Annotated in this window: 16 protein-coding genes; 10 read left to right on the top strand and 6 right to left on the bottom strand. The window is 45.3% G+C overall.

Going from position 1 to position 21647, the window contains the following annotated elements; translation table 11 throughout:
• Positions 1-52: 52 nt before the first annotated feature.
• The 4 genes from F3I09_RS15675 (at position 53) to F3I09_RS15660 (ending at position 5341) form a co-directional block, all read left to right on the top strand.
• A complete protein-coding gene (locus F3I09_RS15675; RefSeq protein ID WP_149695978.1) occupies positions 53-2023 on the top strand; it encodes a TonB-dependent receptor in 1971 nt (656 codons plus the stop codon).
• Between the two features lie 3 nt (positions 2024-2026).
• Positions 2027-3154: a DUF5074 domain-containing protein gene (locus tag F3I09_RS15670; RefSeq protein WP_149695977.1), complete on the top strand. Its 1128-nt coding sequence runs from the start codon at positions 2027-2029 to the stop codon at positions 3152-3154.
• A gap of 19 nt (positions 3155-3173) precedes the next feature.
• On the top strand, positions 3174-4085 hold the full coding sequence (locus tag F3I09_RS15665; RefSeq protein WP_149695976.1) for a PKD domain-containing protein: 912 nt from the start codon (positions 3174-3176) through the stop codon (positions 4083-4085).
• A 110-nt stretch (positions 4086-4195) separates the two neighbouring features.
• Positions 4196-5341 (top strand): family 20 glycosylhydrolase, encoded by a 1146-nt coding sequence (locus tag F3I09_RS15660; RefSeq protein WP_149695975.1) that lies wholly within the window; start codon positions 4196-4198, stop codon positions 5339-5341.
• A 98-nt stretch (positions 5342-5439) separates the two neighbouring features.
• On the opposite strand, the gene F3I09_RS15655 is transcribed toward F3I09_RS15660, so the two are convergent.
• Positions 5440-6528 carry an acyl-CoA desaturase gene (locus F3I09_RS15655; protein WP_149695974.1) on the bottom strand — a complete coding sequence of 363 codons (1089 nt, stop codon included), beginning with the start codon at positions 6526-6528 and terminating at the stop codon, positions 5440-5442.
• Between the two features lie 292 nt (positions 6529-6820).
• Between F3I09_RS15655 and F3I09_RS15650 the strand changes: the two genes are divergently transcribed.
• From F3I09_RS15650 to F3I09_RS15640, 3 genes are all read left to right on the top strand, one after another.
• Positions 6821-7024, top strand: a complete 204-nt coding sequence (locus F3I09_RS15650; RefSeq protein ID WP_145716217.1) for a cold-shock protein — start codon at positions 6821-6823, stop codon at positions 7022-7024.
• A gap of 797 nt (positions 7025-7821) precedes the next feature.
• Positions 7822-8898, top strand: a complete 1077-nt coding sequence (locus F3I09_RS15645; protein WP_149695973.1) for an NADH:flavin oxidoreductase/NADH oxidase — start codon at positions 7822-7824, stop codon at positions 8896-8898.
• A 164-nt stretch (positions 8899-9062) separates the two neighbouring features.
• Positions 9063-9869, top strand: coding sequence for a hypothetical protein (locus F3I09_RS15640; RefSeq protein ID WP_149695972.1), 807 nt, complete (start codon positions 9063-9065; stop codon positions 9867-9869).
• 379 nt (positions 9870-10248) lie between these two features.
• Here the strand turns inward: F3I09_RS15640 and F3I09_RS15635 are convergent, their stop codons facing one another.
• From F3I09_RS15635 to F3I09_RS15615, 5 genes are all read right to left on the bottom strand, one after another.
• Positions 10249-10734, bottom strand: a complete 486-nt coding sequence (locus tag F3I09_RS15635) for a polymer-forming cytoskeletal protein (RefSeq protein WP_188133826.1) — start codon at positions 10732-10734, stop codon at positions 10249-10251.
• On the bottom strand, positions 10697-11752 hold the full coding sequence (locus F3I09_RS15630) for a ParM/StbA family protein (protein ID WP_149695970.1): 1056 nt from the start codon (positions 11750-11752) through the stop codon (positions 10697-10699). Before F3I09_RS15630 ends, F3I09_RS15635 begins: the two co-directional genes overlap by 38 nt.
• 330 nt (positions 11753-12082) lie before the next feature.
• Positions 12083-13057 carry a hypothetical protein gene (locus F3I09_RS15625; RefSeq protein ID WP_149695969.1) on the bottom strand — a complete coding sequence of 325 codons (975 nt, stop codon included), beginning with the start codon at positions 13055-13057 and terminating at the stop codon, positions 12083-12085.
• A 155-nt stretch (positions 13058-13212) separates the two neighbouring features.
• Positions 13213-14985, bottom strand: coding sequence for an ATP-binding protein (locus tag F3I09_RS15620; RefSeq protein WP_149695968.1), 1773 nt, complete (start codon positions 14983-14985; stop codon positions 13213-13215).
• Positions 14986-15201: 216 nt separating this feature from the next.
• A complete protein-coding gene (locus tag F3I09_RS15615) occupies positions 15202-17799 on the bottom strand; it encodes a M1 family metallopeptidase (protein ID WP_188133825.1) in 2598 nt (865 codons plus the stop codon).
• 152 nt (positions 17800-17951) lie between these two features.
• Between F3I09_RS15615 and F3I09_RS15610 the strand changes: the two genes are divergently transcribed.
• The 3 genes from F3I09_RS15610 to F3I09_RS15600 all read left to right on the top strand — a co-directional run bounded on the left by F3I09_RS15610 (position 17952) and on the right by F3I09_RS15600 (position 21615).
• Positions 17952-19601, top strand: a complete 1650-nt coding sequence (locus F3I09_RS15610) for a hypothetical protein (RefSeq protein ID WP_149695967.1) — start codon at positions 17952-17954, stop codon at positions 19599-19601.
• A 118-nt stretch (positions 19602-19719) separates the two neighbouring features.
• On the top strand, positions 19720-20340 hold the full coding sequence (locus F3I09_RS15605; protein WP_149695966.1) for a bifunctional 2-polyprenyl-6-hydroxyphenol methylase/3-demethylubiquinol 3-O-methyltransferase UbiG: 621 nt from the start codon (positions 19720-19722) through the stop codon (positions 20338-20340).
• Between the two features lie 294 nt (positions 20341-20634).
• Positions 20635-21615 carry a hypothetical protein gene (locus tag F3I09_RS15600; RefSeq protein ID WP_149695965.1) on the top strand — a complete coding sequence of 327 codons (981 nt, stop codon included), beginning with the start codon at positions 20635-20637 and terminating at the stop codon, positions 21613-21615.
• The last annotated feature ends 32 nt before the right edge of the window (positions 21616-21647 follow it).

Here is a 21647-nt window from a genome sequence, read left to right as displayed (position 1 = left end):
ACGCTTGAACAATCGCCACTACATACGATCTGTATCTCTTTTTATTCTGTGCATGACAGCCGTTGGCAGGCTTCATGCACAGGATAAAGTGGCGCTGCCTGCTAAAGACACAGCAGCTGCCAGGATGTTACAGGGAGTGACGATCTTCTCAGACAGAAGTAATCCCGTATCGCCGGTACAGACACTAAGTGGTATTGCACTGGAAAAGATGAACAGTCTTTCCGTTGCGGATGCCGTACGGTTCTTTTCAGGTGTACAGCTGAAGGATTACGGTGGATTGGGAGGATTGAAGACACTGAATGTACGCAGTATGGGCACCAATCATACCGGTGTATTCTATGACGGCATACAGCTGGGCAATGCCCAGAATGGAACGGTGGACCTGGGACGGTTTTCACTGGATAATATAGAACAGATAGATCTCTACAATGCACAGAAGGGTGTGCTGCTTCAACCGGCGAAGGGATTTGCAGCCGCTTCGGCTATTTATCTGCAGTCCCGTAAGCCAGTGTTCCGGGAGGGAGAAAGGACACATGGAAAGGTGGCTTTTAAAACAGGGTCTTTTGGACTGGTGAACCCATCGGTGAGATTGGAGCAACGCCTGTCTGAGCGTTTATCTGCTGTAGTGAGCAGTGAATGGCTGCACGGTAATGGCAGGTATAAGTTCAGGTATACCAACGGCACCTACGATACTACTGCTGTCAGAGAAAATGCGGCGATAGAAGCTGCCCGTGTAGAAGCAGGGTTGTACGGACAATTCAGGGACAGCAGCAGCTGGCAGGCGAAGGTATATTATTATAATTCCACACGCGGACTGCCGGGTGCTATTGTCAGTAATAAATTCCTCAACGGACAACATCAGTGGGACCGTAACCTGTTCATACAATCATCTTATAAAAAGCAATTCGGAAAGCGGTATACCATGCTGCTGAATGCGAAGTTCATGTATGACTATGTCCGCTACCTGGATACGGCTATTGTTACGGTGGATGGCCCTTTGATGAACCGTTATCAGCAGAAAGAATATTATATCTCTTCTGCCAATCAGTATAAGATCACTTCTTTCTGGGATGTAGCCTTGTCGGCCGACTTCCAGGTGAATGAAATGACGGCTGTCAATCTTGATCATTTCGCGATTCCCACCCGTTACAGCACACTGGGGGCGGCAGCTACACAGCTGCACCTGGGACCAGTAGCGCTGCAGGGAAATCTGCTGGCTACTATCGTGAATGAAACGACTAAAGCCTATACAGCAGGCCGGGATTTTCGTGCGTTAACCCCTACCGTATTAGCCTCCTGGCAACCTTTTCGCGGAGAGGACCTGAAACTAAGGGCATTCTACAAGAATAGTTTTCGTATGCCGACCTTTAATGACATGTACTATAGTACTGTGGGCAATCCTGCATTACGGCCGGAATATGCTAAACAGTATAATGTCGGAACAGGATATACGAGGACTTCAGCCGGCTTTCTGCAATTCTTCTCCCTGCAGGCAGACGTATATTACACGCATGTGAAGGATAAGATTGTAGCTTCTCCGGGACGTAATTTCCAATGGATGATGCAGAACATAGGCTCGGTAGACATTTATGGCATTGACGCCGGTGTGCAGTTATCGCCTGTATTGCTGCAGGCTGTGAAGACGGACTTTGCTGTGAAGTATACTTATCAGAAGGCGATGGACATGAGCAATCCGGCAGAGGTCAACTATAAGGACCAGATTGCCTACATTCCTGTACATAGCGGATCGTTCATGGCGCATGCCTCCTGGAACAAATGGGATGTGAACTACAGTTTTATTTATGTCGGAGAAAGATATTTCCTGAATACCAATATTCCGCTATATTACATGGAGCCCTGGTATACCAGCGATGTGTCTGTCACTACAAGTTTATTGTTCGGTAGCAAGCTGGTAAAACTGACTGGGGAATTAAACAATATATTTAACCAGTATTATGACGTTGTAATTAACTACCCGATGCCGGGGCGTTATTACCGTCTTACTGCCAGTATAAATTTTTAGCCTATGCGTTTTTATAGATCACTGCTGGTTGTGTGCGGATTGCTTACGGGGTTTGTCGCCTGTCGTAAGGGAGCGTCTGTCGTGCCGGGTGATGATACACATGTGGGTGCAGACAGTCTGCGCAATGGGTTTTATCTGCTGAATGAAGGCAATATGGGTATGAACCTGGCTACGCTGGATTATTATAATAGCGGCACAGGTATTTACAGCAGCAATATTTATAGCGCGATTAACCCCGGAACAACGAAAGAGTTGGGAGATGTAGGGAATGACCTGCAAATGTATGGTGGTAAACTGTATGCTGTAATAGCGATGTCTGATAAAGTAGAAGTGATGGATGTGCATACGGCAAAACGTATCGGGCAGATCAATGTGCCATCGTGCCGGTATATTACTTTTTACAAAGGGAAGGCTTATGTCAGCTCCTATGCTACTACGGCTGGTGGAACATCCGGAGTGAACGGATATGTGGCGGAAGTTGATACCGCTACCTTACAGGTGATCCGTACTACAGGCGTAGGGCGGCAGCCGGAGGAAATGGCCTTATCAGGAGATAAGATGTATGTGGCTAATTCCGGGGGATATAGTCCGGGGAACTTTGAGCGGACCCTGTCGGTGATTGATATGAATACATTCAAAGAGACAAAACGTATTAATGTAGCGGTTAACCTGCACCGTGTGAAGGCAGATAAATACGGCGATATTTATGTGACTTCCCGGGGAGATTATTATAATCTGCATTCAAAGCTGTTTGTGATAGATACACAGCTGGATATTGTAAAAGACTCTTTGCCGCTTGCGGTCAGTGATCTCTGGATATCGGGCGACAGCGCCTATGTTTATGGCGTGGAATGGAGTTATGTGACGAATAAGAATACTGTCAGCTATGGTATTGTTGATATTAAAACCGAGCGTATTCTGACAAATAAGTTTATTACTGACGGAACAGATGCGCAGATAACAACACCATCCGGCGTAGCCGTAGACCCTACTACTAAAGAGATCTATGTAACGGATGCGAAGGATAACCTGCTGCCGGGTACATTGTATTGTTTCAGTCCGGCGGGCAAAAAGAAATGGAGTGTGACCACGGGAGATATTCCCGGGCATTTTGCTTTTGTGCGGAATTGACCAGTAAAACTGATTACTTATGAGTGTTAATAGAATCATCATTTTAACGGGGCTGCTTGCAGCGGTATTTGTTTCATGTTCAAAAGATGAAACAAAAGAATCGGGGGATCCCGGTATCCGGCCTGTTACCGATAGTAGCAGTCCGTATATCAGTGTGGTGTTTGACTATCAGCCGGCGCCGGGGCAGTTTGTCAATGAGAGTATCGGTACTCCGGCGGGGGCGCAGAAGATTATCGGAGGTACAACAGAATTGTTGCACCTGGGGGCATTTGGCGGGTATGTAGTATTCGGGTTTGATCATTCCATCCTCAATAAAAATGGTGCCGATCTGGCTATTTATGGTAACCCGGTGAAACCGCCTGTGGAGCTGTCGGAACCCGGTATTGTGATGGTGAGCAAGGATGAGAACAGGAACGGCCGGCCTGATGATACGTGGTATGAGCTGGCGGGTAGTGAATATCGGGCCGCTACGACTATTAAGCATTATAAGGTGACTTATTATAATCCGGGAGGTGTGAAGGATGTACCCTGGAAAGATAACCAGGGCCGTTCCGGTGCGGTGCTGATCAATACTTTCCATGATCATTCGTATTATCCCTTATTTGCGGCTAACCAGGATTCCATCTCGTTTGAAGGTACATTGCTGAAGAGTACTTCCGGCGTGCTGCCAGGGACAACTACCTATGTGAATACAGGGTTTGCCTGGGGCTATGCGGACAACTGGGGCACGGATGCTGCGAAAGATCCTTATGCGACCAATCTGTATAATTCCTTTGATCTATCCTGGGCGGTGAATAGTAATGGGGAGGCCGTTAACCTGTCGGCCATTGATTTTGTGAAGGTTTATACTGGTCAGCAGGATAAGGGCGATGCTGCAGTAGGGGAGACCTCTACAGAGATAAGAGGAGCCGTTGATCTGAATATGAAATAATTTGCTGCTAATTTTTGTTATTTTACAAGGGCTGTTCGCTTAAGGCGGACGGCCCTTTCCATTATTCATGTTCACGTTCTAAATTCAACTCCATGCTTAATGCCACATTTATGAGAAATGTGCTCCTGCTTTGTGTGCTGGCGGCTGTTCTGACTGCATTCAGGTCTGCCGGCAGAACAACCGCGACTCAGGCGCCTGTACCTGACAGTATTATGCCCGTAAGAGGCTTTTGTATCGGAGCGCCGAGGAAACCCGCGCTCGATGATTTTATCAAATTTATCAAGGAAGAACTGGTGACCCGAAAGGTCAACACGTTGATCCTTCGGGTGGACTACAATTACGAGTACGAGAGTTATCCCGAACTGAGAGATCCCGGGGCATTAACGAAGGCTGATGTCAAGAAGCTGGTGCAGGTATGCCGTCAGAACAAGATCAACCTCATTCCGCAACTGAACCTGCTGGGACATCAGTCCTGGGCCGGGCAAACGAATAATCTGCTGACTAAGTTCCCGCAGTTTGACGAGACGCCCTGGGTGAAGATGCCGGAGAAATATGAATGGCCTAATGCTGATGGGCTGTATTGTAAGAGTTATTGTCCGTTGCATCCGGAGGTGCATGACGTGGTATTCAAGCTGATGGATGAGCTGTGCGATGTATTTGAGAGTACAGCTTTCCATGCTGGTATGGACGAAGTATTTTACATAGGCGAAGCTAAATGTCCGCGTTGTGGTGGCCGTGACAAGGCAGAGTTATTCGCAGGGGAAGTAGCTTTGTTGCGTAATCACCTGGCAGAAAAGGGCAGGGGTTTATGGATATGGGGTGATCGTCTTATAGATGGCAAAACGACAGGTATTGGTATGTGGGAAGCCAGTCTAAACAATACCTACCGTGCTATTGACCTGATCCCTAAGGATGTGACGATCTGCGACTGGCATTACGACCGTCCTGATAAGACGCCTGTGTATTTTGCTATGAAGGGCCTAAAAGTGATCACCTGTCCCTGGAGGAAACCCGAATTTGCCACACAGCAGGTGAAGGATATGCTGGAATACCGGGCATCTTCTACGCCGATCATGAAAGACAGGTATCAGGGCATGATGCAGACGGTATGGTCGGGTGCGGAAGACTTCATGGATGAATATTATGGAAGGAAACAGCCGAGGCCACGTGAAGACGGCAAACCTGTAGATACAGTGCATACACAGACGAAGTGTTTCCGTCAGTTGTTTACTGAGATTAATAAGGCAACGATGTAGTTCTGAACGTTTTAATAATAAAGCCCGGCAGTCTTTTGAAGGCTGCCGGGCTTTATTGTCTCTATTGCTTGATATTGTCAAGTAGTTGTTTGACTTTGTCAATTAGCCATTGCCGGAACCGGTTTTCTTCCCAGGTCGCGCATAAAGCGGAAATGGGAGCGTACTGCTGACATCATGGTTGGCAGGCTGTTATACTCTATATTGAACTCAGCGCATTTGGCCTCCACAATCTTACTGATCTGAGGGTAATGTACGTGGCTGATACGTGGGAAGAGGTGATGTTCCACCTGGTAGTTCAATCCGCCTACAAACCAGGAGATGATCTTATTGCCCGGAGCGAAATTGGAGGTGGTATTGATCTGGTGGATCGCCCATTCGTTCTCGATTACTTTCGCTTCATCGCCTACTACTTCAAAACTGGTTTCTTCTACGACGTGGGCCAGCTGGAAAACGATGGCCAGTGTAAAGCCCATAACAATATGCATGGCGGTGAAACCAATTGCCCAGGCCTGCCAGCCTACTGCGGCAACAGGAATAGCGACGTAGAACAGCAGATACAGTACCTTACTGGTCCAGAAGGTGATATGATCTTTCATCTTCATTGGCTGAAGCGGTGTTCTGTATACTTTACGGCTGAGGTATTTGACAAAGTCCATGATAAATACCCATGCAAAGGAAGAGATAGCATAGATCAGTACGACATAAACATGCTGCACACGGTGAGCTGGTGTCCAGGTCTGCGTGCTGCACTGGCGCATTAAGGGGCTCTTCGCGATATCATCGTCCATTCCGTCTACATTTGTATAGGTATGATGGATGACGTTATGTTTCTGTTTCCAGATAAAAGCATTTCCCCCCAGGGCGTTCAATGTCAGTCCCAGGATATCGTTCACCCGTGAATTTTCCGAGTAACTGCCATGGCAGGCATCATGCATGACGTTAAAACCTATACAGGCGAGTACAAAACCCAATATTGCCGAGAACGCAATACCCGCCAGTGCAGGCATTGGAAATATCAGCAGGGAAAGGTAGAGCAGGGTTGCCAGTGGTATCAGCACGATCGTCTTTATATAGAGATGTCTGTTACCTGTCTTTTTGATATTATTCGTCACAAAGTACTCTTCGACGGAAGCCTTCAATGATTGGAAAAAAAGTGCTTTTTTGTTATTGAATGTAACTTTAGCCATAAAAAAATTTAAACAAGATTATTCGCAAATAGTCGTAGGTAGATAAAAATATTGTGCGGCAATTGACGACAGAACAGAAGAAGAAAGAGCAGCATCAAGTTCAAAAAAAGTCACATCCCCGTATTGCGTAGGCACAAATTACATATAAGGTTTGATATATAAAAATGTTATAAATATGTTAATCTTCTAATAGTGAGCAATATGAGAAAATATTGAAATAGAATGAGTTTTATTTGGTGTAGTAGGTTTAAAGAGTTACCTTCACCCTTTACAAATTTTTTAATTAGCACAAATGAACACAAAATTCCAGGGAACTGTAAAGTTCTTTAACGAGACAAAAGGCTTTGGCTTCATTAAACATGATGAATCCAATAAAGAGACTTTTGTACACGTAAACGGTCTTATTCACGAAATCCAGGCAGATGACAGAGTAGAGTTCGAGCTGCAGGAAGGTAGGAAAGGTATGAATGCCGTTAACGTTAGACGTATCGACTAAGCTTGCTTTTTCATACATTTAGCAATGAACCCTCAGGCGTAGCCTGAGGGTTTTTGTTTTAGGATCATTCCGGGGGGATGGGGCCGTACAATCGTGTTTAATATTATTTCCCGGGGTTTGCATAGGGGTGTACAATTGTGTTTATTATCATTTGGGGGTGCATAGGGCATACAATCGTGTTTATTATTATTTCCTGGGGTTTGCATAGGGGTGTACAATCGTGTTTATTATTATTTCCCCGGGTTTGCATAGGGGAATACAATCGTCTTTATTATCATTTGGGGGGTGCATAGGGGAATACAATTGTGTTTATTATCATTTGGGGGTGCATAGGGCATACAATCGTGTTTTTTATTATTTTCTGGGGGGTGCATAGGGGTATACAATCGTGTTTATTATTATTTCTCCAGGTTTTGCATAGGGCATACAATTGTGTTTATTATCATTTGGGGGGTGCATAGGGGAATACAATTGTGTTTATTATTATTTCTCCAGGTTTTGTATAGGGCATACAATCGTGTTTATTATCATTCCTCGGGTTTGCATAGGGCATATAATCGTATTTATTATCATTTCCCCGGGTTTGCATAGGGCATATAATCGTATTTATTATCATTTCCCCGGGTTTGCAACCCGGGGCTACAAACACAGGACTCCTATGGAGTCCATGCGAACAGGGCGGCATTGTTAATGCAAAGCCACTGCTTCAATAGCGTTGAATTCATACCATTTCTGTTGATCCAGTTGTAGTTATTTCTTACCTTTTAGCCCGAAAACGTAAACAAAACGACAGATCGATGGCAGCACTCTTCACTCCTTTACAGATCAGGAATATTACTTTCAGGAACAGGATCACGGTTTCTCCCATGTGTGAATACAGTTCAGAAAATGGCTTTGCGAATGACTGGCACCTGGTGCATCTGGGGAGCCGGGCAGTAGGCGGGGCGGGGCTTGTTATTACAGAGGCAGCCGCTGTTAGTCCGGAGGGAAGGATATCTCCTTCAGATCTTGGCATCTGGGACGACGCGCATATTTCCTTCCTGCAAAGGATCACCAGTTTCCTTTCAGCACATGGCGCTGTGCCTGGCATACAACTGGCGCATGCCGGGAGAAAAGCGAGTACAGACGTTCCCTGGAAGGGCATCAAACTGATACCACCCGCTAATGGGGGCTGGGAAGAGATCTATGCTCCAAGTGCTATTCCTTTTTCAGAAAAATATGGGAATCCGATTGCCTTGACAACACAGGGTATTCATAAAGTGATCGCCGATTTCAAAGCCGCAGCAGAACGCGCATTGAAGGCGGGTTTTAAGGTGATCGAACTGCATGGTGCACACGGTTATCTGCTTCACGAATTCCTTTCTCCGCTTAGTAACCAAAGGACCGATGAATATGGTGGCAGTTTTGAGAACAGGATACGGTTCGTGCTGGAAGTGGTAGCAGCTGTCAGGGAAGTGTGGCCGGAAGATTATCCTTTGTTTGTAAGGCTCTCTGCTACAGATTGGGCCGATGGCGGCTGGGACCTGGAAAGTACAACAGCGCTGGCGCGGATACTGAAAAGCAAGGGTGTAGACCTTATTGATACATCCTCCGGTGGGTTAGTGCATCATCAGAAAATAACTGTCGGTCCGTTATACCAGACGCCGTTTGCGGAGCATATCCGTAAGGAAACAGGTATATTGACTGGTGCAGTTGGGTTGATCACTACAGCGGCAGAAGCGGAGTCTATTGTTGCGGAAGGGAAAGCCGATCTGGTGGTGATGGCGAGGGAGTTTTTGAGAGATCCGTATTTTCCGATGCATGCGGCGCATGAGTTGAAGGATGAGTCGTTTGTATGGCCGGTGCAGTATGAGCGGGCGAAGTTGAGGAGTTAGAGAAATGGAAATTGCTCTGTTAGAGTGATTAACTAATAAAATTATTTTGATGTTGCAATGAATGCGGTCTTATAAACAAGTGAGACCGCTTTCATTGACCCGCCGCGGCGGGCACCAGTTTGTGCCCCGGATTGTTTTAACCCAGGCATCGCGATGGATAAGAATTGGGTGATATACTATTTCGCCAGGTCTTTTCGACTTATATAGAAAGTGGCCTGCCCCTGATTGTGGCGATGGATAATGGTCATCAAATGGGTAACGTTGGTCACGCATTGATAGCCATTGGTCGTACACGAACAACTGACGAGTTAATAGATAATCTCGCGGTTTCTGAGGAGTTGGATACTGATTTAAAGTCTATTATTGGTCAAAAGGATATTCAATTTTTTGATAACGATGACATCCCCGGAAGATTCGTCTTTATAGACGACAATATGCCGCCATATCAGTTGCAGCACTTTGAAACTCCTGCATTACATTATAATAATCCGAATTGGAAGACTTGCAGGATTAGCGAGTTTGTTGCACCGCTACATCCAAGAATGTACCTGGAGGCGGTAGCAGCAAAAGTTTATATAAAAAAACTATTGCTCGGAGGGATGTTTCCTATAGCCAATGGAACTGAGATTTTTGTTCGGTTATTTCTAACTTCCAATCGTTCTTATAAAGATTACCTCGCACGCAATGTAAGTTTTAGTGCTACTGTCAGAGAATTTATTACGAATATGCTTATGCCTGAATTTATATGGGTAGCTGAAATATCAGATAAAGCAAATATTAAAAGAAGACAGGCGTATGGCTTATTTATCCTGGATGCAACCGAGCCTGATCTGAATAGGCACAGTAAACTTATCTTCGGGGGGTATAAAAATATTTTTTATTATTGGAATGAAGAGAAGAGTGAAATCGTAAAAAATTATTTAGCTTCGGGTAGTTTTAGTATTTATGTCAATAATTTAAAAGGTTTTTGAAATGGCAATTACTTTGAATAGAAAAGCAGAAATTATTAGCCGGCTCGAAAAGAGTGGAAATTCCAGGGTATTAAGCTGGGAAGATGCTGAGGAGATGGCCGCGATGTATGGACCCAAGAAGCAAATTAGGAAAGAATTTCCTCCGCAGAAGAAACCCAAATTGCGTCTCTAAATTAACGCGGCAAAAGTGATCCTGAACGCGTAATTGAGCAAATTGAATTCCCCCTAAATTTATTTACTATAAGATGCCCGTATCATCATGATACGGTTTTTTTATGCTTTGATCAGGCTAATAAAAAAATGATCAATTACAATTGAACAAGAAGCACCTTAAAGTTAACCCTCGTCCCAACTTGTAATTGATCATCTACGCAATGTATCAAAACCACGAACTCGCCTGCTCTTCATCTTCAGCCGGCGGTGGTTTCTCAATATCTTCTTCAGCAGGAGGCGGAATGATATCATCTGTTTCTGTCGGATGCTTACGGATGGCGCCTTCAATAACGGCATCCTGTTCTACTTCCAACACAAGCGCGGTCACGTCGCCCTTTACATATGCTTTGTTGCTGATAACAGCTTTATTGCTTACAATAATATCCCCATAGACTTTTCCGTAGGTAACAAGATCTGTTGCATAGATATTGCCGCGGATATTTGCGGTTTTACCTATTACCAGCAGGCCTTCAGTGCGGACATCGCCTCTTATGTTACCATCAATACGTCCGGGAATAGTGGATTCGACAGCGCCCTGCACGGACACCTGGCTTGGGATGAGGAACATGTCCTTTCCAAAAGCCCTTTTAATTAAGTCTTTCAAGGGAAGCACATCACAGATTTGAGCCAGCAGATAAAGTTTCTTCTTCAAAAATAGAAATGATCGAGGATGCATTGCCCAGGTCAAGTCCTACGCTGCGATGATGTTTATCGTCTGATATTCTCAAAGAGTTGTACAGATAGCCTATGCTTACAAGATTTTCAGGATTCGGCGCTACTTCCACAGGAATGAAGTCTTTGAAATCTTCCATAAAAGCATCAGTCAGTTCGCGGTAGTATGCACCTCCACCCATCAGGTAGATCTTGCTGCAGTTTTCAAAGTCCTGGTCAGTAAAGTAGTTTCTCATCAGTGGAGATACTACTTCCTTGTAGTACTGGGTCAATAAAGCCTTGCGGACATCCTTCAGGTCAATACGTTTCCTGTTGGTAAAGATAGAACCTTTCATGAAAGCATCGTCCAGCTGGTGCTCATTTTTCATGTCCAGGTAGTACTGCTTGTTCAGCTCACGGGCCAGGTTGTTAATGGCATATTTAATACCGTGGGAACTAAAGCAGGTACGGTGAATGAGACCATCCGCGGTTGCCATACCGCCCTCAATGGTACCGAAACCAAAGCTGACAGCGATGAAGTTCTCGGTTTTAGGATCACTGATGGTCTTTTTCAGGCCGATAATGCCACCTACGATCTCGGGAATCACTTCATACCGCTCGATGTCCAGCATTCCTTTTTTGATGGCGCCTTTATTGTTAAAAGTATGGGTATCGTATTCTATGAGGAAATGGCGCTTGTTCAGAAAGTTCTCAGCTGCGCTTTTATAGATATTATAAGTGGAAAAAGGAAAACCCATCGTGATGGACAAGGGCTGCTGTACCTTATCCAGTACATTCACCAGTCCCGCTTTGAACAGGATCTCATAATCATCCTCCTGGGGGGCGGCATTGGTGACCCGACCAGGGTTGATCCCGCCACGTCTTGCCAGGTTTCCAACTATATACCAGTTTTCATCTTTTTTGATCTTCAGTCCATTCAATAAATCTTTTGAGGAATTTTCTGTGTTACCATACGCAGTTTCGAAAACACTCGGAAAGCTGATAGGTGTTACTTTCATGATAGCAGGATTATATATATGATTAAAATTCAGGCTTTAGTTTTCAATAAACCAGGTCAATCTGTCACGCTTGGCTACCAGGGCATTAGGTTTTTCCACCGGGAGGGGCATTACTACTCCCGCACTACAACGACATTAAATATATAAAATTATATTAAACATTACCAAGCGGAAACTGAACACTTTTCAAATATATTGATTATCAGTCGTTTGTCAGGTTAACAAATTGCTATGAATGAGTGTCAATGCAATAGGCTGGATAGTTGCAGACGGGTGAATGACAAAGAAGTACCTGGCAGGAAAAGGCTCCTGCCAGGCCAGAGAATGGCTTTATTCGGCCATGTAATTGAATTCATACCTGGCGGTGTCATAAATAGACCAGTCCATGAATCCTCTTACCATCGTACCTAATGCATCCAGGTGGCGCTGGATGGCATAGTCAATGTGTGGGCCGAAGGAAGGCAGCTGAGTTCTCAGTTCATTGAAAAGCGCTATTTCCCGGTTATGGATAGCGGCTGTTTCAGCGATGGCTTCCTCAAGGCTGATCTGCTGTTCATGTTCAATCACCACTACGAGATTGTGATCATCTCCATGGGCCAGTTCTTTAGACAGTGAGAACAGATCATTGGCCCAGCATACCGCCCGTCGTGCAAGGTCAACCAGTTTCTGGAACTGCTCATTCTGCAGCACGAAAATAGGGAGGTAGGTCTGTGCCGCTACTTCCAGCATATCTGTACCCAGGTTGGCGCCGCTAAAGAAAGGACGCATCTGCATGTACTGGAAAACGGAAGGATGTCTCTGCTGTTTCGCATTTTCTGCTTCCCAGACGGCGGCTTCAAAGGTTGCTTTGAGGCTCAGTGTAAACTGGCATTGCCATGATACAGTACTTAGCTGCCGCATGTTATTCCAGAAATCACTGAGGGCTGCCAGCACGGGATTGGTGTCCCGGCCGACAAATTTGTCATACCGCAGCACATTGACAAAGTCTGTAATGACCTGTTGCAGATAACCCTGTTCCCGGTACCCTGCGGTTTCTGGCGTAACATGGTCCAGCAGATCGTCCAGTACGAACAGCCAGGTGTTCAGATCATTGGCCGTGCACAGGAACTCCAGGTCAGCGTCCGGATAGGTACGTGCTGTCATCCAGGCAAATTTGTACTTACGGAAGCGGTCGTACGCCTCGTCGGATTGCAGCAGATCGAATTCCTTTAGCCATGAAGAAGTGTGCCGGTCAATTTCAGACACAAAAGGGCTGATCTTTGCCTCAAACGGGCAATTGAGTAACGGAACGTTAATTGGTTGCATAAAAATTGGGTTTAAAAGTGAGAGGAGAAAAACTAATTCAGACAAAAATGTACTGTGATGACGCGATATAATCGCAGTCAAATGGCGCGAGAGTCAGGAAGATGAGTAGTGATGCGGCCTGTACCAGGGTGGTCAGGAACAAGAGGAAAGAAAGATTATAACAATGCCGGGCTATTCAGGCATTGTTTGAGGGCAACATTCAACAGTTTAAAATCGACCGGTTTGATCAGATAGGCAGCGGCTCCCGCCTCAATAGTGGCGATCCTGTCTTCTTCGAAAACATCGCCTGAAATGACAATCACAGGTACTCTTCTGAGCATAGGGGTGCTTCTTACATAGGCCAGGATCTCTCCGGCTTCCATATCGGGTAAATGCCTGTCTGCCAGGATAATATCAGGCGTGTAATGGTGCAATAATTCTATCGTGTCTGCGCCGGTACTGCAGGATTCCAATTCACATCCCAGCCGGCGCAGGTACTGCGCCAGATAGATCCGGCTCATATCGTCGTCTTCTATGACCAATACCTTCACTCCGGAATAAGGAGACTCGTCCATGCGTACTTCCGGTACCTCTTCCTGAGCAACAGGAACTGCACAAGCCTGCAGAGGGAAAGTGAAACTGAATTCAGTTCCTTTTCCTACCACGCTCTCTACTGTAATATTACCTCCCAGCAGATTAGCCAGGTGCCGGGCAATGTGCAGCCCCAGGCCGGTACCACCGGAAAAGCTGTTCCATCCGGTAATGAAAGGGTCGAAGATAGGGGCTATCTTATCCTGGCTGATGCCCTCTCCCTGATCTTTTACTTTGATACTGCAGGTATCATTTTCCACGAGCGCAGATAAGGTGATGGTACTGTTATCTGCCGTGAATTTTACTGCATTGAACAGCAGGTTGTTGATGATCTGGGTGAGCTTTACTTTATCAGTTACCAGGAGCGTAGGGAGTTTTCGTTTGTTATAGTTCAGTACGATACGGACGCCCTTGGTTTTGGCGATGTATTGACCGGTATCTGCGATATTGTCCAGCAGGCTTCTTATTGCAAAGGCTTCATTGTGTACCTCATGCAACTTACCGGCTTCTATCCTCGACAATTCCAGCACGTTATTGATCACATCCAGCGCATGATGACTGGCGGCGCAGAGGTGCTCGGCCTGTTTTACATAGGCCGTATCATTATTCTTCTTTGCATCCATCAGTAATAACTGGCTGATGGAATAAATGGCATTCAGCGGTACGCGAATCTCATGATTAGTTTCCCGGAGGAAAACGCTTTTATAGTTATTGGCCTTTTCCAGTTCGGCAGTTCTGATCTGCACCTGTTGTTCAAGGTTCTCACTGTGCTCTTTCTGTGCGCTGAGTAATTCATCATTATGTTTTACATAGAACATGATGATGAGAATGTTCAGAAATACAATAACGAGGATAGCGGAATAGTGGATGACGATCCTGCTCAATGGTGTAAAGTCATATGGTGGAATAATGCCCGTCACCCTGTTCATTTCCAGCATAACCAGTGTGATCATTGCTATCACAATACAGGTGGTGCGGAACATTTTGTCTTTTACAATAAGCAGGGATGTGCCTATGAGGAAAATAGCGAGGAGGCTGGCTTCGACGACATCCGATAATAAACAGCCAAAGTAGAATGTGGCAGCATTGTGGATCATCTGCAGATAGAATGCGGCTATGTCGTACTTCCTCTTTTTGTTCAGGAATATAACGTAGAAACAGGCAGATCCTTCCACGAAGGTGCCGAGGAAAAGACCAAGCTTTCCTGAGACAATATAGAAGAATGTCCCAAAGAATAATGCCATTACACCGGTGATTATGGCGAGAATATTTACTTTAATGATCCTGCTCCTTTCATTTAAATCAAGGGTATCTGCACCAATCAGGGTAATTGCTCGAAATATCCCCTTTATCATCATTCGCGTTCGGGTTTACTGGAATTGCTTCCGGGGTTTGTTAGTGTTGTTATAGGTCTGTTATGATATAAAAGTTGTCCTGTTTAGTTATGTTCGAGTAATAATCCACAATATAAATAATTACCGACAAAAAAAGCCAAAGGAGAAGCCCTTCTGCTGATAATAAGTACTTACCAACAGAAGGGCTTCTCCTTCAACAAATAATCTTTTCTGTATACGTTATTTAAAATCAGTATCTGTAAGACCACTGTTTATTTTGATCTCGTCAACCTTAAAATCGATTTGTTGTCCACCGATGTTATTCTTCAGCAGGAAAGGGAATTTTACACCATTTACCTCCCGGTAATCACTGGTTTCAATGGCGCCGGTTTCCTCTTCTCCGCTACGGCTTATTTTCTTCACCAGGAAGCCTGTAGCAACATCATAATAAAGCTCTGTCACCAAATTCTCGTCTTCTTTTACAGTGATGAGATAAGTGTCTTTACCGTTGTCATCGGTTACGATGTTGGGCGACAAGTGTATCTCAACGCCATCCTTCAGATAGTCTACTTCTGGTATCAGCGCCAGGTTAGCTTTGATACGTTCTTTGGATGCAGCGTCCACGGGTGTAGGGGTGCCCATCTGAATGGCGGAAACGCTATCTCCGTTTACGACCAGCTTAGTAGCGTGTACATTCATCATGGGAATGAATACATCCAGCAGGAACTTGTCGGGAGATTTGAATTTCTTTGTCATCTTGATCTCAGTACCCTGAACGGAACCGGTAGCAGTGATTGTCTGATCTTTGATGGCGTTTACCTTGTCGATACCGCCGATAGCCTGCAGGTACTTGTTAAAAACGTCTTTTGCGCTAACATTTGCGGGTACTTTCTTTGAACCACCGGCCCAGGTATTGTTGGAAGGATCAACATCGGGGAAAGCCTTGTCAGGATCTATCACCACTTTTGTGATCCTGGAATCTGAATTATGTTTGAAGGTCCAGGTAGCGCCACGCTGCCAGATCTCAGCAGGTAGTTTAACCGTGTCGGTCTTGCCTTTGCTATCGGTGATGGCAAGAACTACCGGGAGCGCCATCTGTTCGAGATTCTCTACGGTGATCAATGCGCCTTTCGCAGGATCGTTGCTTACGTACTTCACGTCTTTTACTGACTGGTCCAGCTTCCAGCTGTTCAGGAACCAGCCTCTCCAGAACCAGCTCAGATCTTCACCCGATACATTTTCCATAGTACGGAAGAAATCCCATGGAGTAGGATGTTTAAATGCCCAGCGATCTATGTAAGTGCGGAAGGCATATTCAAAACGTTCTTTACCAAGAATATAGTCGCGCAGTATACCCAGTCCCATAGCTGGCTTATAATAAGCGGCAATGCCCAGGTAGCTGCTCTGGATAACATCAGGAGTGGTCATGATAGGATCTCCGCTCATTGCGCGGCCCATTGATTGTCCCTGTTGTTTCTGGTAAAACTCACCATTGTTAAACACTTTACCGGAACCATCGTTGATGAAAGTATTAAAGCCTTCATCCATCCAGGCGTATTTCCTTTCGTTGGAGCCTACGATCATCGGGAACCAGTTGTGACCGAATTCATGATCGGTTACACCCCACAATCCACCGCCGGTGCTTCTGTGGGAGCAGAATACGATACCGGGATATTCCATACCACCCACAATACCTGCCACATTGGTGGCTACGGGATAGGTATATTCAAACCATTGTTTAGAGTAGATCTCTATACAACCTTTTACGAATTCTGTAGATCTTGCCCAGCCGTTAGGAGCCATGATGCTTTCTATTGGATATATAGACTGCGCCAGTGCCTTTTTACCACTTGGGAGGTTAATACGGGCTGCATCCCATACAAATGCAGTAGAAGCTGCCCAGGCAACGTCACGTGCATTTTTACAGATAAAATGCCAGGAGAGCATACCGCTTTTTGGTTGTGCTGATGCAACATCTGCACTGTCCCTGATCATAACTGTCTGATCGCTGTTACGCGCTTTTGCCAGCTGGGCCTGTTGTTTGGCAGTGAGCACCTGAGACTCATTCTGCAGCTGACCGGAACCAGCTACTATCATACCGGCAGGAGCGGTAATGGTATAATCGAAGTCGCCATATTCCAGGTAGAACTCCGAAGCGCCCTGATAAGGAATAGAGTTCCAGCCCAGTACATCGTCGTACACTTCCATACGGGGATACCACTGTGCAACTTCATATATCCAGCCGTAACGGGTATTCAGACGGCCGGTACGGTCAGTGCCGTATTGTGGTACCTCATATGCATAGTCTACATAGATCTTTGCAACGGCGCCATCTGCTTTGAGTGCTTCCGGCAGGATCAGTTGCATACGGGTATCGGTGATGTTATATTTTACCGCTGTTTTTTTACCGTTGATTACTACGTTTACTGCCTTGATGTTATAGCCTTCTGTGAAGGAACGGTTGGCAAAACGGCCGCCTGTTACAACGGTGGTTGCGGCGCCACGGGAATCTTCCCGGTAGATGTTCTGATCGAGCTGCAGCCAGAGGAAAGGCAGTTTATCAGGACTGCTGTTTTTGTATGTGATAGTTACAGCACCACTGATACGATGAGTGGCGGTATCCAGAACAGCGCTGATGGCATAGTCTGCCCTGTTCTGCCAGTATTTGTGACCGGGGGCGCCGGAAGCGCTGCGATACTCATTACCGTTGGTAGGATAAAACAGGGGACTAAAGGCCTCATGCTGGTCATACTTTGAAGTAGCCGTCTGTCCTATTGCCGCATGGACAAAACTTGCCAGCAGAAAACCGGAGCAGAGCAGGATTTTGTTGATTGTCATTAGTGTTTCAGTTTGGAAATAGCCATAAATATAAGAAAAGCCCGTCAAGCAAATAGGGGAAAAAGCACAAAGTATACTGCAATTTGTCTAGCAGTCAGGCACACATTTGAAAAATATTATATCTTTACTATCAGAACGACATACTTTAACCTATGAAATATTTCCGGACGGGCATGGGCCTGTTTTTCCTGCTATTCACCAGCCACTCTTTTGCACAAACACCCACACCCGCACCATCAGTACAGCTTAGTCCCACGTTTCCCGAGCCCGGAGAGGGTTTTGACAAAATCGTGCTACTGCCCGGTGGAAATACCTGTTACCTGCATTTTGACAAGAAACAGGGGATCATAACGAATATTTATAACGAGCAGCATTCAATTACCGCCACAGAAGTGATCAGGGGGAAGCTATGGGATGCCTCCAATCTGAATGATACAGAAATTGACGGTATTTATGCTATCAATAACCAGGTGGTGATCTTCCTGCAGCAGCTTGTAAAGTTCAAGCCGAACCTGTATCGCCTGGTCCTGGATGGCAACAGTGGCAAACTAATGCAGGAAGACAAGCTGGGCGAACTGCCTACTGTATTGCACAGGGATGTAATGGTGCAGGAGAATTTTGCTTCACATGATTTCTATGTTTCCAAAGACCCCAACAGCGGATACTATGCTGTGGCATCTTTTGCGGGAGGAGAATTACAGCGCAAAGAATCAGCTGCAGAAAGGGTACAGATACTTCACTTTACGCCGGAACATCAGCTGATCAGGCGCAGCTTTTATACTGTTTCTGAAAATGACTATCCTTACCTGGGTTATATGGACATGGCCGTACAGGGAGGCGAGAAAATATACCTGGCCACGGTGGAACTTAGCGCCCGCAGAAGCCTGAAAGATACCAGCGCCCTGGTGGTGATATCTGCCATTGGTAAGAATGACAGCAGTTTTACACATACCGTGTTGCCATATACGGCCAACTTTACGGACGTTCATGCTTCTATACAATATGCATCTGCTGTGAACGGCCTGCAGGTATTGCTGACCACCACCAATAATCAATCTGCTAAAACCGCAGTACCCGCCAGTTATATGAACTACCTGGACGCAGGTACGCTGGCATTTAAAACCAGCCAGACGCTGACAACAGATAAAGTCACCGCCTTTGCGCAGCAGAAGATGAAATATACCGGTGCTTATACGGGCCAGCCGCAGGCATTGATCACGCATGAAGATGGCAGTAGCACCGTACTCCTGGAAACCATGGACCAGTTTTCAACTGCCGGCAGTAATTCATGGAATAAGAACCATACCAATATGAACGATATTGGCGTGAGCCGCATAGATGCCGGCGGTCATGAGCAATCCGGTTACGCATTGGTAAAAATGCAGATAGCCAATGGTACTTATGAACCCTTATACTTTCATCGTAAGCAGAAAGGACAGTGGATCTTCCGTAACAGGATACAGGTATTGAATACGACGCCTTATCTGTCATATGAATATCTGCCAGCACCCAAAGCCACTTATATTATCTTCAATGACTATCTCGCATACCTTGATCAGGGTGGTACCTACCAGGATAAAAAGCCGCTGAGATATCTTACAGAAGCCAACACTGTTTGTTACAGATGTACCGATGGCAACCAGGAAAGACTGTTCCTGTTTGGTACGCCTGAAACCTTCAAAGGATACTATTGTATGCTGGGGGCGTCTGATTATGATGAAAAGAAATCTACTTATGCAACAATCATGATCACGCGGAAAGGGGAGGAGAAGAAAGCGTGTATTGCCTGGGTAAAGTTCTAGGAGGACGATTAGTGGAATTGCTGTTGTTCTTAAGTAATGGATGTTTATTTTAAATATGACATTGCGCTTTACCTGTTACTTATCAAATAATGTAACTTTATCGCCTTAAAACAGTGTTATGGAAAATAAACCTGAAGGACCAGAATTTTGGGAATCTGCTTTTGTTGAAAAGCAGGAGATGTGGGGCTTCGAGCCTTCAAAGTCTGCTATACTGACGAAGGATTTCTTTGTTGAAAAGGCAGTCAAAAATGTACTCATTCCCGGCATTGGGTATGGGCGGAATGCGCAGGTTTTCAGAGAAAACGGAATGACTGTAACCGGGATTGAGATCTCAAAAACTGCCATTGAAATGGCAAAAAAACATTACGGTACGGATATGATCATTCATAATGGTTCTGTAACTGATATGCCGTTTGATGATCGTCAATATGATGGGATATTTTGCTATGCATTAATTCATTTATTGGATAGTAGTGAAAGAGAGAAACTAATCCGTGACTGTTATGATCAGTTGTCAGAGAATGGCTACATGGTTTTCACAGTTATTTCAAAAGAGGCTAAGACCTATGGGGAAGGCAAATTTATCAGTAAGGACCGTTATGAGATGTTCGGTGGAGTTAAAATGTTTTTTTACGATAAAGCGTCTATCCATGCGGAGTTTGATCGGGCTGGATTATGTGAGATCACGGATGTAGCCGAAAATTACCCATTCTTTCTCATTAAATGTAAAAAAGGATAGCCTGACAACTTTGTTGCGGGCAAAAAGATAAAACAGGAAGGCTGCAGTATCATACTGCGGCTTTCCTGTTTTATTCCCATAGTTGCCATATAAGCCCCGAAAAATCAATCCGATCAGAGTTATACACAGTATTTGATTAATTCTCCATAAACATGTATATTCCATTACGCTGTATAAATCCTGTCTGCAGTGTGTGCAATAAGCCCTGACTGGCGCTTTTTACTTTGTCATGTGATTCACAAGCCCCCCTGTGTAGTGTTTGTTCATTTTCATTATCAAAACCAATTCCTATTTATGTACACACATCAGTTGCCGGGCTTATACTGCCCTTTTCCGACTACCCTCAATCCTCATGTAGACAAAGCAGACAGACACACTACTCTTTGGGTAAAAAAACACCAGCTCGTCACGAATGAAGAAACGTGGACTTATTATCACAGACAAAAATTCACCTGGATGGTGGCCAGGATGTTCCCTACCGCCGATCTGCATGCGTTGAGCATTGCGGCTGACCTTAATACTTTATTGTTTGTACTTGACGACCAGTTTGATGAACATGGTGAAGGTACTGACGGCATAAAGCAAAGAGCGCAGTTTGAAAGGCTTGTTCATGCGCTGATCGGTATTATGAAACACAACAGGCAGATATCCCTCGAAAAAGGCGGACCTGTACTGAGTGCGGTCAGCGATTTCTGGAGGAGGATCCGTAAGCTTGGTAATCTCGGCTGGCAGGTACGTTTTATTGAAAGCCTGCAACAGGCATTTGCTGCAAATCTTTGGCGTATTGAGCAGGTCAGCCGTGCTCAGTTGCCCACACTGGAAGAGTACATGAAATGGAGACCTTTTTTTAGCGGGGCCAGTTTTTTTGCCTATCTGCTGGAAGCTATTGAAGGATTCTCCTTACCCGACTATGTATTTCTTGACGGCACCGTGCAGCAGCTGATACAACTTTGCAGCAACACGATCTGCTGGGCCAATGACCTGTTCTCATTCAATAAAGAGCTGGAACAGGGAGATGAAATGAACATTGTTATGTTAATCCGCAATAACAGGAACTGTACCATAGATGAAGCTATTACAGCCGCTGTGCAGATACATGATGAACAGGTAAAGGCGTTTGAACGTTTATCCCGCCGCCTGCCCTCATTCGGTACAATAACCGATGCGGAGTTACGCCGTTACATTGATGCACTGGCAGTAATGATGAAAGGTAATATTGACTGGAGCGTAAAAGATACGGAAAGGTATCATTTTACCATGCTGGAAACAGCATGATTTAACAAAACGCCCATCGCTGATGATAGGGG

The organism is Chitinophaga sp. CF418, assembly GCF_900142925.1.
Taxonomy (GTDB): Bacteria; Bacteroidota; Bacteroidia; order Chitinophagales; family Chitinophagaceae; genus Chitinophaga.
The sequence above is the reverse complement of the archived record's forward strand: the minus strand, read 5'-3'. Positions and strand labels throughout refer to the sequence as shown.

Excerpts from the sequence above, each read along its gene's own strand:
- F3I09_RS15670 (WP_149695977.1), top strand. The coding sequence starts at position 2,027 with ATGCGTTTTTATAGATCACTGCTGGTTGTGTGCGGATTGCTTACGGGG.
- F3I09_RS15645 (WP_149695973.1), top strand. The coding sequence starts at position 7,822 with ATGGCAGCACTCTTCACTCCTTTACAGATCAGGAATATTACTTTCAGG.
- F3I09_RS15620 (WP_149695968.1), bottom strand. The coding sequence starts at position 14,985 with ATGATGATAAAGGGGATATTTCGAGCAATTACCCTGATTGGTGCAGAT.
- F3I09_RS15665 (WP_149695976.1), top strand. The coding sequence starts at position 3,174 with ATGAGTGTTAATAGAATCATCATTTTAACGGGGCTGCTTGCAGCGGTA.
- F3I09_RS15625 (WP_149695969.1), bottom strand. The coding sequence starts at position 13,057 with ATGCAACCAATTAACGTTCCGTTACTCAATTGCCCGTTTGAGGCAAAG.
- F3I09_RS15660 (WP_149695975.1), top strand. The coding sequence starts at position 4,196 with ATGAGAAATGTGCTCCTGCTTTGTGTGCTGGCGGCTGTTCTGACTGCA.
- F3I09_RS15615 (WP_188133825.1), bottom strand. The coding sequence starts at position 17,799 with ATGACAATCAACAAAATCCTGCTCTGCTCCGGTTTTCTGCTGGCAAGT.
- F3I09_RS15650 (WP_145716217.1), top strand. The coding sequence starts at position 6,821 with ATGAACACAAAATTCCAGGGAACTGTAAAGTTCTTTAACGAGACAAAA.
- F3I09_RS15655 (WP_149695974.1), bottom strand. The coding sequence starts at position 6,528 with ATGGCTAAAGTTACATTCAATAACAAAAAAGCACTTTTTTTCCAATCA.
- F3I09_RS15630 (WP_149695970.1), bottom strand. The coding sequence starts at position 11,752 with ATGAAAGTAACACCTATCAGCTTTCCGAGTGTTTTCGAAACTGCGTAT.
- F3I09_RS15610 (WP_149695967.1), top strand. The coding sequence starts at position 17,952 with ATGAAATATTTCCGGACGGGCATGGGCCTGTTTTTCCTGCTATTCACC.
- F3I09_RS15600 (WP_149695965.1), top strand. The coding sequence starts at position 20,635 with ATGTACACACATCAGTTGCCGGGCTTATACTGCCCTTTTCCGACTACC.
- F3I09_RS15675 (WP_149695978.1), top strand. The coding sequence starts at position 53 with ATGACAGCCGTTGGCAGGCTTCATGCACAGGATAAAGTGGCGCTGCCT.
- F3I09_RS15605 (WP_149695966.1), top strand. The coding sequence starts at position 19,720 with ATGGAAAATAAACCTGAAGGACCAGAATTTTGGGAATCTGCTTTTGTT.